At 66.2% G+C, this 13866-nt stretch carries 16 protein-coding genes and 1 tRNA gene; all 17 read left to right on the plus strand.

What is annotated here, in order from left to right:
• Nucleotides 1–10: 10 nt before the first annotated feature.
• Nucleotides 11–1558 (plus strand): GspE/PulE family protein, encoded by a 1548-nt coding sequence (locus tag ABD050_RS04005; protein WP_343887897.1) that lies wholly within the window; start codon nt 11–13, stop codon nt 1556–1558.
• Nucleotides 1551–2777 (plus strand): type II secretion system inner membrane protein GspF, encoded by a 1227-nt coding sequence (gene gspF / locus ABD050_RS04010; RefSeq protein WP_343887899.1) that lies wholly within the window; start codon nt 1551–1553, stop codon nt 2775–2777. The genes ABD050_RS04005 and gspF overlap by 8 nt, the downstream gene beginning before the upstream one ends.
• Nucleotides 2774–3235 carry a type II secretion system major pseudopilin GspG gene (gene gspG / locus ABD050_RS04015; protein WP_343887900.1) on the plus strand — a complete coding sequence of 154 codons (462 nt, stop codon included), beginning with the start codon at nt 2774–2776 and terminating at the stop codon, nt 3233–3235. The genes gspF and gspG overlap by 4 nt, the downstream gene beginning before the upstream one ends.
• Entirely contained in the window at nt 3210–3698 is a 489-nt protein-coding gene (locus ABD050_RS04020) for a GspH/FimT family pseudopilin (protein ID WP_343887901.1), read from the plus strand. Before gspG ends, ABD050_RS04020 begins: the two co-directional genes overlap by 26 nt.
• A 1-nt stretch (nt 3699) precedes the next feature.
• Nucleotides 3700–4074, plus strand: a complete 375-nt coding sequence (gspI, locus tag ABD050_RS04025; protein ID WP_343887902.1) for a type II secretion system minor pseudopilin GspI — start codon at nt 3700–3702, stop codon at nt 4072–4074.
• A complete protein-coding gene (gspJ, locus tag ABD050_RS04030) occupies nt 4071–4691 on the plus strand; it encodes a type II secretion system minor pseudopilin GspJ (protein WP_343887903.1) in 621 nt (206 codons plus the stop codon). Before gspI ends, gspJ begins: the two co-directional genes overlap by 4 nt.
• Entirely contained in the window at nt 4678–5664 is a 987-nt protein-coding gene (gene gspK, locus ABD050_RS04035; RefSeq protein WP_343887904.1) for a type II secretion system minor pseudopilin GspK, read from the plus strand. Before gspJ ends, gspK begins: the two co-directional genes overlap by 14 nt.
• A 5-nt stretch (nt 5665–5669) precedes the next feature.
• Complete coding sequence (gene gspL / locus ABD050_RS04040) at nt 5670–6752, plus strand: type II secretion system protein GspL (RefSeq protein ID WP_343887905.1); 1083 nt, start codon at nt 5670–5672, stop codon at nt 6750–6752.
• The gene (gene gspM / locus ABD050_RS04045; protein WP_343887906.1) at nt 6749–7228 is read left to right on the plus strand and encodes a type II secretion system protein GspM; all 480 of its coding nucleotides are present in this window, start codon (nt 6749–6751) and stop codon (nt 7226–7228) included. Before gspL ends, gspM begins: the two co-directional genes overlap by 4 nt.
• On the plus strand, nt 7225–7950 hold the full coding sequence (locus tag ABD050_RS04050; RefSeq protein ID WP_343887907.1) for a type II secretion system protein N: 726 nt from the start codon (nt 7225–7227) through the stop codon (nt 7948–7950). Before gspM ends, ABD050_RS04050 begins: the two co-directional genes overlap by 4 nt.
• A gap of 284 nt (nt 7951–8234) precedes the next feature.
• Nucleotides 8235–8311: transfer RNA gene (locus tag ABD050_RS04055), tRNA-His, on the plus strand.
• A 23-nt stretch (nt 8312–8334) separates the two neighbouring features.
• The gene (locus ABD050_RS04060) at nt 8335–9387 is read left to right on the plus strand and encodes a Glu/Leu/Phe/Val family dehydrogenase (protein WP_343887908.1); all 1053 of its coding nucleotides are present in this window, start codon (nt 8335–8337) and stop codon (nt 9385–9387) included.
• A 679-nt stretch (nt 9388–10066) separates the two neighbouring features.
• Complete coding sequence (ccmC, locus tag ABD050_RS04065) at nt 10067–10789, plus strand: heme ABC transporter permease CcmC (protein ID WP_343887909.1); 723 nt, start codon at nt 10067–10069, stop codon at nt 10787–10789.
• Nucleotides 10786–10893, plus strand: coding sequence for a heme exporter protein CcmD (gene ccmD, locus ABD050_RS04070; protein ID WP_343887910.1), 108 nt, complete (start codon nt 10786–10788; stop codon nt 10891–10893). The genes ccmC and ccmD overlap by 4 nt, the downstream gene beginning before the upstream one ends.
• Nucleotides 10890–11324 (plus strand): cytochrome c maturation protein CcmE, encoded by a 435-nt coding sequence (gene ccmE, locus ABD050_RS04075; RefSeq protein WP_343887911.1) that lies wholly within the window; start codon nt 10890–10892, stop codon nt 11322–11324. Before ccmD ends, ccmE begins: the two co-directional genes overlap by 4 nt.
• The gene (locus ABD050_RS04080) at nt 11321–13291 is read left to right on the plus strand and encodes a heme lyase CcmF/NrfE family subunit (protein WP_343887912.1); all 1971 of its coding nucleotides are present in this window, start codon (nt 11321–11323) and stop codon (nt 13289–13291) included. The genes ccmE and ABD050_RS04080 overlap by 4 nt, the downstream gene beginning before the upstream one ends.
• Nucleotides 13288–13815 (plus strand): redoxin family protein, encoded by a 528-nt coding sequence (locus ABD050_RS04085; RefSeq protein ID WP_343887913.1) that lies wholly within the window; start codon nt 13288–13290, stop codon nt 13813–13815. Before ABD050_RS04080 ends, ABD050_RS04085 begins: the two co-directional genes overlap by 4 nt.
• The last annotated feature ends 51 nt before the right edge of the window (nt 13816–13866 follow it).

Genomic DNA, 13866 nt, shown 5'->3' on the forward strand with positions numbered 1-13866 from the left:
TGGCGAGGCCATGACCGCATCGCAGAGCCCCTTCCCTCAAGGGGAGGGGCTTGTTGCTATTCCTTATGCCTTCGCCCGGCGCTTTGGAGTTGCGCTCGATACGGGTCAGAATAGCCACTTCTCCGTAGCAATGCGCGAGGGTTCCGACCCCAAGGTCCTGCTCGAACTCCGCCGCCATCTCGCCCGACCCTTCGACGTTACCTTCGTCAGTCCCGAGGATTTCGACCGTCTGCTCTCCGATCGCTATGCGATGGACGGCCAGGCCGCGGCGGTCGCGGCGGGGACATTGGGCCTAGGTGATGAACTCGACCTGCTCGCTGGCGACCTGCCCACCGCTGACGACCTGCTCGACACCGCCGACGACGCCCCCGCGATCCGGCTGATCAATGGAATCATCGCGGACGCAGCGCGCAACGGCGTGTCGGACATTCATATCGAGCCCTATGAGACTGGCCTCGTCGTCAGGATGCGGATCGACGGCGTGCTCCGCGAGACGCTGCGCATGCCGCCGCATGTCGCGCCCGTGGTGGTCAGCCGCATCAAGGTGATGGCGCGCCTCGACATCGCCGAGCGGCGCGTGCCGCAGGACGGGCGGATCGGGCTGACACTTGGCGGCAAGCTGCTCGATGTGCGTGTCTCGACCTTGCCGAGCCGGGCAGGCGAGCGGGTGGTGCTGCGCATCCTCGACAAGGAGAATGCCGGCATCACGCTCGACGTGCTCGGGATGACGCCGGCGATCAATACGATGCTGAAGAGTGCTCTGTCGGAGCCCAACGGGATCATCCTCGTGACCGGCCCGACCGGCTCGGGCAAGACCACGACTCTCTACGCTGCGCTGCGTCTCCTCAACGACGGCAGCCGCAACATTCTGACGGTCGAGGACCCGGTCGAATATGCGATGGAGGGTGTCGGCCAGACCCAGGTCAATCCCAAGGTCGGCCTGACCTTCGCCGCCGGGCTGCGCGCGATCCTCCGCCAGGATCCGGACGTGGTGATGGTCGGCGAAATCCGCGATCGCGAGACTGCCGAGATCGCGGTCCAGGCCTCGCTGACCGGGCATCTCGTGCTGTCGACTGTCCATACCAATGACGCAGTCGGCGCGATCACCCGGATGCGCGATATGAAGGTCGAGCCCTTCCTGCTCGCCTCTACGCTCCGCGCGGTGATCGCGCAGCGACTGGTGCGACGGCTCTGCCCCGAATGCCGGCGGCCGGTCCAGGCCCAGGGGTCGGTTTCGTCGCTGCTCGGTTTCGACGAAGGTACGGTCGTGTTCGAGGCGGTGGGGTGTGCCGAATGCAACGGCACCGGCTTCAAGGGCAGGATCGGCGTGTTCGAAGCGATCCGCATCGACGAGACGATCCGGCGGCTCATCAATGACGGCGGCGACGAAGCGATCATCGCGCGCCATGCCTTTCTGCATTCGCCCAATCTGGGTTCGGCCGCGCGCCAGCTTGTCCGTGACGGCCTGACCACACCCGAGGAAGCGGTCCGCGTCTCGCGGCGCGATATGGCTGATATCGAGGCGCCTCTGGTGCCGGAACCGTCGGTCGATGGCTGATTTCGACTATCTGGCGATCGACACCAAGGGCCGCGAGACGCGTGGCCATGTCGCGGCGCCATCGATCGACGATGCGCGTGCGCTGCTCGACCGGCGGCGGCTCTATGTCGTGAAGGTCGAGCCGGGCTCGGGACCGGCGCCGCGCGGCAAGGCCCTGCTTTCCGATCTTCGCTTCGGCCGGCGGAAGATGAATTCGAAGCAGCTCTCGCTGTTTACCCGCCAGCTCGCGACACTCAACCGGGTGTCTCCGCTCGAAGAGTCGCTGCGGACGATCACCCGGCAGACCGAGCAGGAGAATGTCCGCGCGATCGTCGCCTCGGTCCATGCAGGCGTGGTCGAGGGCCGCCGTCTCGCCGAGGCGATGGGGCGGGAGCCGAAGAGCTTCCCGCCGCTCTATCGCGCGATGGTGTCGGCGGGCGAACGGTCGGGGTCGCTGCCGGTGATCCTCGAGCGGCTTTCGGTGCTGCTCGAGCGCCAGGCCGAGATCAACGCCAAGATCGTCACCACGCTTGCCTATCCGACCGTTCTCGCTGTCGTCGCGATGGGTGTGGTGACCGCGTTGATGATGTTCGTCGTGCCCCAGATCGTCGAGCAGTTCGATACGGTCGGCCAGCAATTGCCGCTGCTGACCCGGATCGTGATCGGCCTGTCGGCATTTCTGGTAGGCTATTGGTGGGCGGTGCTGCTCGGGATCGGGTTGCTTGGCTTCGTGGCCTGGCGTGCGCTCAAGGATCCGGGGATCAGGCTCGGATTCGATAGCTGGATATTGAAGCTGCCACTGCTCGGGCGTCTGTTGCGCGATCTCCACGCAGCGCGGATCGCGCGCACCCTCGCGACCATGGTGGCGAGCCGGCTGCCCTTGCTCGAAGGCCTGACATTGACCGCGGGCACGATCCACAATCGCCGGCTGCGCCTCGCCTCTGACGAGATCGCCGAATCGATCCGCGGCGGCGGCAGCCTGTCGGCTGCGATGCGGCGCACCGGCGTCTTTCCGCCCTTGCTGACCTATCTCGCCGCGTCGGGCGAGAGTGCGGGGCATCTCGACGAGATGCTCGAACGCGCGGCTGAATATCTCGAGCGCGAGTTCGATCGCTTCACCGCGACCGCGCTGTCGCTGCTCGAACCTGCGATCATCGTGCTGATGGGCGGCATCGTCGCGACGATCGTGCTATCGATCCTGCTGCCGATCCTGCAGCTTACCACGCTTGCCGGCCAATGAGGTTCAAGATGCGTACCCGTACCAGGTTTTCCAACCGCAAACGCCGCCAGGAAGAGGGTTTCACCCTGATCGAGCTGATGGTGGTGATCGTCATCCTCGGGATTCTCGCGACGATCGTCGCCATCAACGTCATCCCCTATGGCGAGAAGGCGAAGGTCACCGCCGCCAGGAGCGATATCGCCACGATCGAGGGCGCGCTCGACGCGTACAAGCTCTCCAACGACAGCTATCCCACTACTGCGCAGGGCCTCGAGGCGCTGGTCTCGGCACCCGCCGGCGCCGATCCGGCCAAATATCAGCGCGGCGGCTATATCAAGCGGCTGCCCAAGGATCCGTGGGGGCGCCCCTATCTCTATGCGTCGCCCGGCCAGCATGGCGAAACCGACATCTGGACGCTCGGCGCCGACAACAAGGAAGGCGGCGAAGGGGCCGATGCCGATATCACCAGCTGGCAATAGCGCCCACGCGCGCGGGCGTTCCGCCGAACACGGCTTCACGCTGATCGAGCTGATGATCGTCATCATGATCATCGGGCTGGCGACGGCGATGGTCGTGTGGGCATTGCCTGACCCGCGCGGGCGTCTGCTCGACGAGGCGACGCGCTTCGCGGCGCGCGCGCGCGCTGCGCAGCAGGTAGCGATCGTCGATGCGCGGCCGGTGAGCGTCTGGGTGTCGGCGGGCGGCTATGGCTTCGACCAGCGCCGGCAGGGCGCCTGGGCGGCGATTGGCGAGAAACCGTTCGAGGTGACGAGCTGGGGCAGGGGAACCAGCGCCGCGGTGGCGAATGGCGGTGGCCGCGACCGCGTGATGTTCGATTCGACCGGCTTTGCCGATCGCCCGCTGGACGTGCGGCTGACCCGCGACACTGAAGCGGTGATGGTGCATGTCGGAGCCGATGGCGGCGTGAAGGTCGGCGCCTGAGATGCGCACGCGCGGCTTTACCCTGATTGAAATGATGGTCGCGCTCGCCGTGTTCAGCCTCGCCGCGCTGGCGCTGATCCGGATGGAAGGTGCGACGATCCGGGGGGCATCGATCCTCGATTCGACGCTGACCGCGCAGATGGTCGCCCGCAACGTCGCGATCGAGGCGATGACCGATGCACGGACGCCGACGCTCGGTGTCGCGAAAGGCGTCGAGCAAAATGGCGGCCGGTCGTGGAACTGGACGCGCACCACGCAGCCGACCGGCGATATGCGGATCGTGCGGATCGATGTCGAGGTGATGGATTCGGCCGGGAGCCGGCAGGGGCATTTGACGGTCGTTCGCGCAGCGACGGTGGGCGGTGCCGCGTCATGAGGCGAGACTCCGGCTTCACCCTGATCGAGGTGATGATCTCGCTGATGATCTTCGGCCTGCTCGCGGCGGCCGGCGTGGCGTTGCTCTCCTTCAGCGTCCGCGCGCAGGGCGTGACGGCGGCGAAGCTGGATGACGATCAGGCACTCAACCGGCTTTCTTCAGCACTGTCGGCCGATCTCGCCCAGGCGGTAACGCGGCGGACGCGGAACGATGCGGGCGATCTGCTGCCTGCCTTTGTGGGGGAGAGCGGATCGGGGATGACGCCGATGGTCCGCTTCGTGCGCGGGGGGTGGAGCAATCTCGACGCGGCGCCCAGGCCGAGCGAGCAGAAGGTCGAATATCGGCTGACGGGAGGGGTGCTTGAACGGGTCGCCTATCCGATGCTCGATGGCGCCCAGCCGCTGCCGCCCGCCGCGATGCTGAGCCATGTTCGCCAGGTTACGCTGCGCTATCGTTTGAACGGGGCGTGGAGCGACACCTGGCAGGACACGCCGCTCGCAGCACTTCCCCAGGCGATGGAGATGCGCCTCGTGCGGGATGATGGCGTCGAGTTCAGGCAGCTCTTCCTGGTCGGCACCAGCTATATGAAGCCCGAGGTCGCCAATGCGCCGCACTGACCGGACCTCGGAACGCGGCGTGGCGCTGCTGACGGTGCTGCTGCTCGTGGCGCTGATCGCGATCCTCGCCGGCACCGCGCTCGAAAAATTGCGGCTCTCGACCCGGCTCGGCGGCAACGCAGTCGCGATGGACCAGGCACGTGCCTATTCCTACGCGGCCGAGACGCTCGCGCTGACCAAGGTGAGCGATCTGCTGAAAACCAACAGCGCGCGGGTGACCTTGGCGGGCGGATGGAGCGACCGGCCGATCCCGCTGCCGGTGCCGGGCGGTGTCGCCACCGCGAGGATCACCGACGGGGGCAATTGCTTCAACCTCAACAGCCTGGTCGTCGAGACCGCACCGGCGCTTTACGCCGCCTACACCCCGGCCCGCCTGGAATTCGCTCGGCTGATCCGGCTGGTCGGCGGGCCGAGCGCTTCCGCCGACTCGATCGCTGCCGCGACCTCGGACTGGATCGACACCGACAGCAATGCGATCGATCTCGGTGCCGAGGATGGCAGCTATGGCGGCCAGGCGACGCCTTATCGTACCGCCAATACATTGATGGGCGACCCAAGCGAGCTGCGCGCAGTTGCCGGGGTGACGCCGGCGATCTACGCGAAGCTTCGTCCCTGGATCTGTGCCTTGCCCATCGCCAAACCCTCGAAGATCAATGTGAACACGTTGCTTCCCGAACAGGCGCCCCTGCTCGCGATGCTGCTGCCCGACACGTTGACGGTCGAGGGCGCGCGGCAAGCGCTGCTGCGGCGGCCGCCCCAGGGCTACGCGACCGTCGCCGCCTTCTGGGCGACGCCGGCGTTGAGTGCGATGACGTCGGGCGATGCCCAGGCGCAGACTGCGGTGACGACGACCTGGTTCTCGCTGAATGTCGATGTGGCGCTCGGCGGGACCGAGCTCGAGCAGCATGGGCTGATCGACGCCAGCATCCTGCCCGCGCGGCTCGCGTCGCGGCAATGGGGTGAACCTGGTTGAGCGGCATGCTCGTCCTTTTCCTGCCGGCCGGTGCGGTGTCGTGGCGTTGGCTGCAGATCGCCGAGGGCGCCGTCGCGGCATGGGGAGAGGGCTTTCCCGAGATCGGCGATTCGGAGGCCGAGCCGGTCGTGGTGGTTCCGGCCGAGGCAGTGACGTTGCATTGGGCAGAGCTGCCCGACCGTTCGGTCGCCCAGGCGGTGACGGCGGCGCGGTTGCTCGTTGCCGATGCCAGCGCCGCGCCGATCGCCGAACTCCATGTCGCGGTCGGGCGTGAGGATGGTCATGCCGAGCGGCCCATCGGTGTCGTGTCAGCAGCGCAGATGCAGGCCTGGCTGATGCTGCTTGCCGCCAATGGCGTCGATCCGGCCGCCCTGGTGCCGGCGCCGATGCTGCTGCCGCGCCCGGAGAGTGGTTATTGGCGGGCCGATCTCGGTGGCGAGGGCGTCGTGCGCGGGCCCACCAGCGGCTTTGCCGATGAAGCGCGGCTGACCGAGCTGATCACCGGTGGCGTCGCGCCAGCGGTGCTTGGTCGCGAGGAGCTCGAAGCCGCGATCGTGGCAAGCGTCGCGGCGCCGGCGCTCGACCTCCGCCAGGGGCCTTTCGCGCGGCGCCGCCGTGCGGCGATCGACTGGGGGCTGGTCAGGCGGCTTGGCTGGCTGATGGTCGCCATTCTCGGCGTCACCCTGCTGATCAGCCTCGTCCAGATCACGAAATACAGCTTCGCTGCCGATTCACTCGAACGGCAGGCGGACATGGTTGCCCGGCAGGGCCTGCCGCACGGCGAAACCGTCAACGATGCCGAGCGTCAGCTCGATGCACGCCTGGCCGGCCTGCGCGGCGGCGGCGCCGGCTTCAGTTCGACCGTGGCGGCGGTATATGCTGCGGTCCGGTCCGTGCCGGGCGCCGAGATCCAGACGATCGCCTTCGATCAGACCGGCGCGTTGCGGGCGACCGTCTCTGCAGAGAGTGAGGGGCGAATCACTGATCTGCAGTCCAGGATCGAAGCCTATGGCTTTACGGTGCAGCGCAGCCAGATTGCACCCGGCGCCGGGCGCTTTGCCGCCATGCTGACGGTGACGGCGCGATGATCGGACGGTTTCGCCTCTGGTTCGCCGAGCGCTCGCTTCGTGAGAGGCGGATGCTGGTCGTGATGGCGGTGCTTCTCGTCCTGACCCTGATCTGGGCCGCGATCATCCGCCCTGTCTCCGACGGCCTGTCGGGCGCGCGCGAGCGCTACGCGGACGCCGTGATACGCCTCGCCGAGACTCAGGCGCGGGTGAAGACAGTGAACGCGCTCCAGCAACACAATGTCGCACCGATCGCCGCGCCGCTCGACTCGGTCATCCGTGACCGCGCCAACGAGGCGGGTTTTGCGCTGGCGAGCGTCACCGCGGATGGGCCGAACCGGGTGCAGATCTCGATTGCGACCGCGCGGCCGGGCGCCTTGCTCGGCTGGATTGCGCAACTCGAAACGGCTGGGATACTGGTCGAGTCGCTCGTCACCACGGACAATGGCGACAAGACAGTCTCGGCGCAGATGACGCTCAAGGCGCGAGGCCAATGAGCCGCATTCGCCTCACCACTGGTCCGGTCGCCATTTTCGGCGCTATCTTCGTGCTCGCGCTGATCGCGCTGCTGCCGCTTCGGCTTGCCATGGGCTGGTTCGATCTGGGCAATACGGGACTGGCCGCGCGCGAGGTGAGGGGCAGCATCTGGTCCGGAACACTGCGCGAAGCGAGTTTTGGAGGCGTTGCGCTTGGTGATCTTCACGCCGGCCTGTCGCCGTTCCAGCTTCTCGTCGGTCGCGCGCGAATCGGCCTGGCGGGGCAGGGTGTCGGCGCGGCGCGCCTATTCCAGGGCGCGATCAGCGTCAGCCGGCACAGCTTTGGCGTCGATGATATGACCGCGACCCTGCCCGCCGGCACGGTGTTCGCGCCGGTGCCGGTTTCGGCGCTCGATCTCGACGATGTCAGCATCCGGTTCCAGGACGGCAATTGCGACAAAGCCGAAGGGCGGGTGCGCGCGACTCTGTCGGGCGATCTCGCCGGTATCAATCTCGGCCAGGGCATGAGCGGCAACGCGCGGTGCGATGCGGGCGCGCTGCTCTTGCCGTTGGTCAGCCAGGCGGGCACCGATAATATTGCGCTGCGATTGTGGGGCACGGGTCGTTTCCGTGCTGAGCTGACCGTCCAGCCAACCGACCCGGCCGAGATCCAGAAGCTCGCGCTCGCGGGCTTTCAGGCGACCGCGAAGGGCTATATGCTGGCGATCGAGGGGAAGTTTTGAAACTCCCTATCCGTCTTGCCGGACTTGTTCCGGCATCGACTGCTCAGCAAGCTTCATCGGCTTCTGGTATGCGGCACGGTGCGTTCGAGCGAGATTGTGTTCCCCGGACACAATCTTGGCTTTCCGGCGGAAAGCCAAAGCCCGAGCGCCGGAACGAGTCCGGGGTGACGATCAATTGAAGGTGGACGCCCGATCCGGTCCGGCACCTGCCCACTTGCCCGTTCGCGATCCGACACGAATCTTGACGATGGCACCCGCACCCCGCTAGGGGCACCCGCTCTGCGGCGATCGTAGTTCAATTGGTTAGAGCGTCGGCTTGTGATGCCGGATGTTGCGGGTTCAAGTCCCGTCGGTCGCCCCATTTTTTCAGCCAGGAATTTTTCCGTGACCACCGGCTGGGGTTTCCCCGATTTCGACGACCATGAGGGCGTCCATCTCTTCACTGATCCGGCCTCCGGACTTCAAGCGGTGATCGCGGTGCATTCGACGGCGCTCGGGCCCGCCGCCGGCGGTGTGCGATTCTGGCATTATGCCGACAGCGACGGTGCTATCACTGACGCGTTGCGCCTGTCGCGCGGGATGAGCTTCAAGAATGCGATGGCGGGGCTGCCGATGGGCGGCGGCAAGGGCGTCGTGCTGGCGGCGAAGCAGGGCGATGCGATCACCGTGCCGCAGCTCGAGGCATTCGGCCGCGCTGTCGAGTCGCTCGGCGGCCGCTATGTGACCGCCGAGGATGTCGGCATGTCCGAAGCGAGCATGAAGACCATCGCCACGATGACTCGCCATGTCTCCGGTCTGCCGGTGTCCGCGGGCAGCGCCGGCGGCGATCCTGGGCCCTATACCGCGATGGGTGTGTATCTCGGGGTCAAGGCAGCCGCGAAGCGGGGCCTTTCCGCCGATTCGATGAAGGGCGTGCATGTCGCGATCCAGGGCGTGGGCAGCGTCGGCGGCGGACTCGCGCGGTTGCTCGCGAAGGACGGCGCGCGGCTGACCCTGGCCGATGTGAATGCCGGCAAGGCGATTGAACTGGCGGCGGAGCTCGGCGCCGAGACCGTCGCCGCCGATGCGATCCTCGGCATCGAGGCCGATATCGTCAGCCCCAATGCGCTCGGCGCGATCCTGACCGCCGAATCGATCGCCGCGCTCAGGACGACGGTAGTGGCTGGGGGCGCCAACAACCAGCTCGCGACTCAGGCGGACGGAGCAAGGCTCGCGGCGCGCGGCATCCTCTACGCCCCCGATTATGTCATCAACGCGGGCGGCATCATCAATGTCGGCCTCGAATATCTCGGCCATGGCGATCGCGCCGAGGTCGAGGCCCGCATAGCGCGTATCCCGGAGCGGCTGGTCGAGGTGTGGGACGAGAGCGACCGCACCGGCGCGCCGGCGTCGGATGTGGCGGACATGATCGCGAAGCGGCTGATCGGGCGGAGCTGAGGCCGGAATCGCATGCGCGATTCAAGACAATGCCCGATCATGCCATCGACCGTTCGATGAAAGATCGCACCCCTGACTCGTCCGGTGATCAGCCGTCAAATCGAGCTTCCCTGTTCCGGCGGACTCGTTCCCTGTTATCGCTGCTCGGCTTTCGCTGTTCCGCGCGGATATTCCCTGTTCCCGAGTAACAGGGAAAGTGCGCATAAACATTTGATAATTAATGATAATATATCAATCGGACGTCCGATAAAGGCTCGAAAAAAGTTTTTCCCTGTTTTCTTCCCTGTTACCGCCGAAGAACAGGGAACGACTCGGCTCGTGTCCCGGCGCATCACGCGGACGGATCAGGCGGCCACGGGCAGACCCCATAGGCGTTGGTTAAGGAACGATCGCGCTATCTCGATATTCTACCGTTATCCCGGACTTGTTCCGGGATCTACCGCGCCACATTCTCTACGTTTCCGTTGTTCGGCGCGCTGGCTCAGTGGATGCCGGAACAAGTCCGGCATGACGATTTTGGAAAAAGATATATACTAAATCAATATATTACAGTGACATGCCTATTTAACTTAACCCCTAGCGGGAAGGCCGGGTAGATCGCCAGACTCAATCCATCTCGCCGGACAAATCGCGACAGCCAGTTGAGTAGCACCCCAACACCCTCTAGACGCTTGAGCCAGTGCCCAGCCTTCACGCCCTTGCCAATCCCGCCCGCTTCCTGAAGCTGGCACGTCCGTTGACGCCGGCCCTGTTCTGGGCGGGCGTCCTGCTGATCGCGATCGGCGTCTGGGCAGGGCTGACCCAGACCCCGCCCGACTATCTCCAGGGCGAGACGGTGCGGATCCTCTACATCCATGTGCCGACCGCCTGGCTCGGCATGGCGGGCTGGAGCGGAATCGCGGTGTCGAGCATCACCTTCCTGGTCTGGCGCCACCCGCTGGCGATGATCGCCGCGCGCGCCATCGCGCTGCCGGGCGCCATGTTCGCTGCGCTCTGCCTGATCACCGGGTCGATCTGGGGAAGGCCGACGTGGGGCACCTGGTGGCAGTGGGACGGCCGGCTGACCTCGATGCTGCTGCTCTTCTTCGTCTATCTCGGCTTCATGGCGCTCAACCGTGCCGACAGCGATCGCGGCGGGGACGGGCGCATCCCCGCGATCTACGGGGTCGCCGGGTCAGTGCTGCTGCCGATCATCCGCTATTCAGTGGTGTGGTGGAACACGCTCCATCAGGGGCAGAGCATCGGGCTTACCAGTTCGACCATCGCCGGCTCAATGCTTTGGCCGCTGCCTTTCACCCTGCTCGGCTTCACCCTGTTCTTCGCCGGGATCGTGCTGATGCGGATGCGCGCGATCCTCGCGACGTCGAAGGCGGAAGCGCGGATGCGGCGGATGGCGGCATGAACCCCTGGCCGTTCGTTGTCGCCGCTTATGGCGTGACCTTCCTCGCCGCCGCCGGCCTGGCTTTATGGAGCTGGCTGGCAATGCGCCGGGCGGAGCGGAAATGAAGGCAAAACATCAACGACTGACGCTTGCCCTGATCGCGCTGGTGGCGGTGGCGGGGGCGGCCGTGCTCGCGCTGTCGGCGCTCAAGGACCAGGCATCGTTCTTCTATGCGCCGGGCGACGTGAAGAAAGCTGGCCCGCCGCTCGGGCGCGCGGTGCGGCTTGGCGGGATGGTCCAAGGCGGCTCGATCAAGCGCGCGCCCGACGGGATCACGATCCACTTCGTCGTCACTGATGGTGTCGCGCAGGTGCCGGTGGTCTTTACCGGCATCACGCCTGACCTGTTCCGCGAGAAATCGGGTGTTGTCGCTGAAGGCAGTTTCAACCCCGACGGCAGCTTCACTGCGACCAATCTGCTCGCCAAGCATGACGAGAAATATATGCCGCCCCAGGTCGCCGGTGCGATGCACGAGACGAAGTCCCTGAAACAATGATTGCCGAGGCAGGTCTTGCCGCGCTCTGGTTCGCGGCGGCGCTGGCGGCGCTGCAACTGGCGCTGGCGGCAGTGGGTATCAGGCGCTCTTCCCAATTCGCCGGCCCGGCAGGATCGGACGATCGCGAGCTGACGCGGCAGATCCTCGCCGCCGTTCGCCCGGTCGCGGTCGTGCAGGGATTGCTCGCGGCGGTCGCCCTGGCGCTGCTGATCACCTGCTTCATGCGGTCCGACATGTCGGTCCTGCTCGTCGCCGAGAACAGCCATTCGGACAAGCCATGGCTCTACAAATTCGCCGGCGCCTGGGGCAATCACGAAGGCTCGATGCTGCTCTGGGTGACGATCCTCGGGCTGGCGGGAGGCGCGGTGGCGATTCTCGAACATCGGCTTGCACGCCCGACATTGGTCGCGACGCTCGGCGCTCAGGCGGCGATCGCGCTTGGCTTCTACGCGTTCCTGCTGCTCTCCTCGAATCCCTTCGCACGGGTCGATCCGGCGCCGGCCGATGGCAACGGCCTCAACCCGCTGCTGCAGGACCCCGGTTTGGCCTTCCATCCGCCGACGCTGTACATCGGCTATGTCGGCATCTCGGTCGCCTTCTCCTTCGCGGTCGGTGCGCTCGTCACCCGCGATGTCGGCCCGGCTTTCGCGCGGGCGATGCGGCCCTGGGTGCTCGGCGCATGGATTTTCCTGACGCTCGGCATCACCGCCGGCAGCTATTGGGCCTATTATGAGCTCGGTTGGGGAGGCTGGTGGTTCTGGGATCCCGTCGAGAATGCGTCGCTGATGCCCTGGCTCGCAGCGACCGCCTTGCTCCATTCAGTGACGGTGCTCGCGACCCGGGACGGCCTGCGCGCCTGGACGGTGATGCTCGCTGTCGTCGCTTTCTCGATGTCGATGATCGGCACTTTCCTGGTCCGGTCGGGTATCCTGACCAGTGTCCATGCCTTTGCCGTCGACCCGAAGCGCGGCGCGTTCATCCTGGCGCTGCTCGCGATCTATATCGGTGGCGCACTGCTGTTGTTCGCGGCGCGGGTCGGCACCGTGCGGCAGGGCAACACCTTCGAGGTGGTGAGCCGCGAGGCGGCTTTGGTCGCCAACAACCTGCTGCTCTCGGTGATCCTCAGTCTCGTGCTGATTTTCACCCTCTATCCGATCGTCGCCGCCGCGTTCGGGGTGCAGCTGTCGATCGGCAAGCCGTTCTTCGACAAATGGATCGGGCCGATCGCGCTCGTGCTGGTGGCGGTGATGGCGGCCGGGCCGTTGCTGCGCTGGCGCCGCGATGACCTGAACGCATTGCTTGGCCGCATGACCGTACCGATCGGAGTCGCTACGCTGACATTGGCCGGGCTCGCGATCTTCACGCTGACGGGGCACGGTATCGGCGTGCTTCCGCTGCTTGGGCTCGGGCTGGCCGCTGGGCTGGCGGCAGCCAGCGTGGCGCCCTTGTGGAAGCGCGACCTGCGCCGCACCCCTTTGTTCACCTGGGGGATGGTGATCGCGCATCTCGGCATTGCGGTCAGCCTTGCCGGCATGGCCTCGGATTCGGCCTTCACCCGCGAAACCCTGGTCGCGACGCGGATCGGCGAGCCACAGGCCGTCGGCCCCTATACGGTGACGCTCGCCGGCATCCACCCGGTGATCGGCCCCAACTGGTCTGCGCTTGAGGCGCATCTGGTCGTTCAGCGCGGAGATGGGACTCCCTTTTCGCTGAACCCGCAGTCGCGCTTCTTCGCCAATCCGCCGACCGTCACCAACGAATCGGCGATCGCGACTGAACTCGACGGCCAGCTTTACACGGTGCTCGGGCAGCCCGATGATCAGGGCCGCTGGCAGCTGCGCCTATGGTGGAAGCCCTTCGTCACCCTGATCTGGGCGGGCGGCGCGCTGATCGCGATCGGCGGAGCATTGTCGTTGCTCGGCCGCTTGCGACGCGAGCGGCGGGTGCGGCACGAGGAGGAGGCATGAGGCGCGGATTGCTCTGGCTGCCCTTTGCGTTGTTCGCGCTGCTGTTCGGGGTGGTTGTGTTCGGGCTGAGGGCGCCGGCCGACCGTACGATCCATTCGGCGATGGTCGGCAAGGAGTTGCCGGCCTTCGCGCTGCCCGGCATCATCCAGACCAAGCCTGGTCTCGACAGCGCGCTTTTCCACAAGGGCAAGCCGCGGCTGCTCAATGTCTTTGCAAGCTGGTGCATCCCGTGCGTCGCCGAGGCGCCGAATTTGATGCGGCTGAAGACGATGGGCGTGCCGATCGACGCGATCGCGATCAGGGATACCGGCCCGGCGATCGAGGGCTTCCTGCGCCGCAATGGCGACCCCTATGAGCGGATAGGCGACGACAAGGTGAGCGCGGTGCAGCTGTCGCTCGGCTCCTCGGGCGTGCCGGAGACCTTCGTTGTCGATGGCCGGGGCAGGATCGTGCAGCAGCATATCGGCGACATCCGCGAGGAAGACATCCCGGCGCTGCTTGCCGCCTTGCAGGGTGCGAAATGAGACTCCTCTCAATACGTCATGCCGGACCTGTTCCGGCATCCACCGGGCCGA

This window comes from Sphingomonas oligophenolica, from assembly GCF_039522915.1.
GTDB classification, from domain to species: domain Bacteria; phylum Pseudomonadota; class Alphaproteobacteria; order Sphingomonadales; family Sphingomonadaceae; genus Sphingomonas; species Sphingomonas oligophenolica.

Bases quoted from the DNA above. Each gene is read 5' to 3' on its own strand.
- gspL (WP_343887905.1), top strand. From the start codon at position 5,670: ATGCTCGTCCTTTTCCTGCCGGCCGGTGCGGTGTCGTGGCGTTGGCTG.
- gspK (WP_343887904.1), top strand. From the start codon at position 4,678: ATGCGCCGCACTGACCGGACCTCGGAACGCGGCGTGGCGCTGCTGACG.
- ABD050_RS04080 (WP_343887912.1), top strand. From the start codon at position 11,321: ATGATTGCCGAGGCAGGTCTTGCCGCGCTCTGGTTCGCGGCGGCGCTG.
- ccmE (WP_343887911.1), top strand. From the start codon at position 10,890: ATGAAGGCAAAACATCAACGACTGACGCTTGCCCTGATCGCGCTGGTG.
- gspI (WP_343887902.1), top strand. From the start codon at position 3,700: ATGCGCACGCGCGGCTTTACCCTGATTGAAATGATGGTCGCGCTCGCC.
- ccmD (WP_343887910.1), top strand. From the start codon at position 10,786: ATGAACCCCTGGCCGTTCGTTGTCGCCGCTTATGGCGTGACCTTCCTC.
- ABD050_RS04005 (WP_343887897.1), top strand. From the start codon at position 11: ATGACCGCATCGCAGAGCCCCTTCCCTCAAGGGGAGGGGCTTGTTGCT.
- ABD050_RS04050 (WP_343887907.1), top strand. From the start codon at position 7,225: ATGAGCCGCATTCGCCTCACCACTGGTCCGGTCGCCATTTTCGGCGCT.
- gspM (WP_343887906.1), top strand. From the start codon at position 6,749: ATGATCGGACGGTTTCGCCTCTGGTTCGCCGAGCGCTCGCTTCGTGAG.
- gspJ (WP_343887903.1), top strand. From the start codon at position 4,071: ATGAGGCGAGACTCCGGCTTCACCCTGATCGAGGTGATGATCTCGCTG.
- ABD050_RS04020 (WP_343887901.1), top strand. From the start codon at position 3,210: ATGCCGATATCACCAGCTGGCAATAGCGCCCACGCGCGCGGGCGTTCC.
- gspF (WP_343887899.1), top strand. From the start codon at position 1,551: ATGGCTGATTTCGACTATCTGGCGATCGACACCAAGGGCCGCGAGACG.
- ABD050_RS04085 (WP_343887913.1), top strand. From the start codon at position 13,288: ATGAGGCGCGGATTGCTCTGGCTGCCCTTTGCGTTGTTCGCGCTGCTG.
- gspG (WP_343887900.1), top strand. From the start codon at position 2,774: ATGAGGTTCAAGATGCGTACCCGTACCAGGTTTTCCAACCGCAAACGC.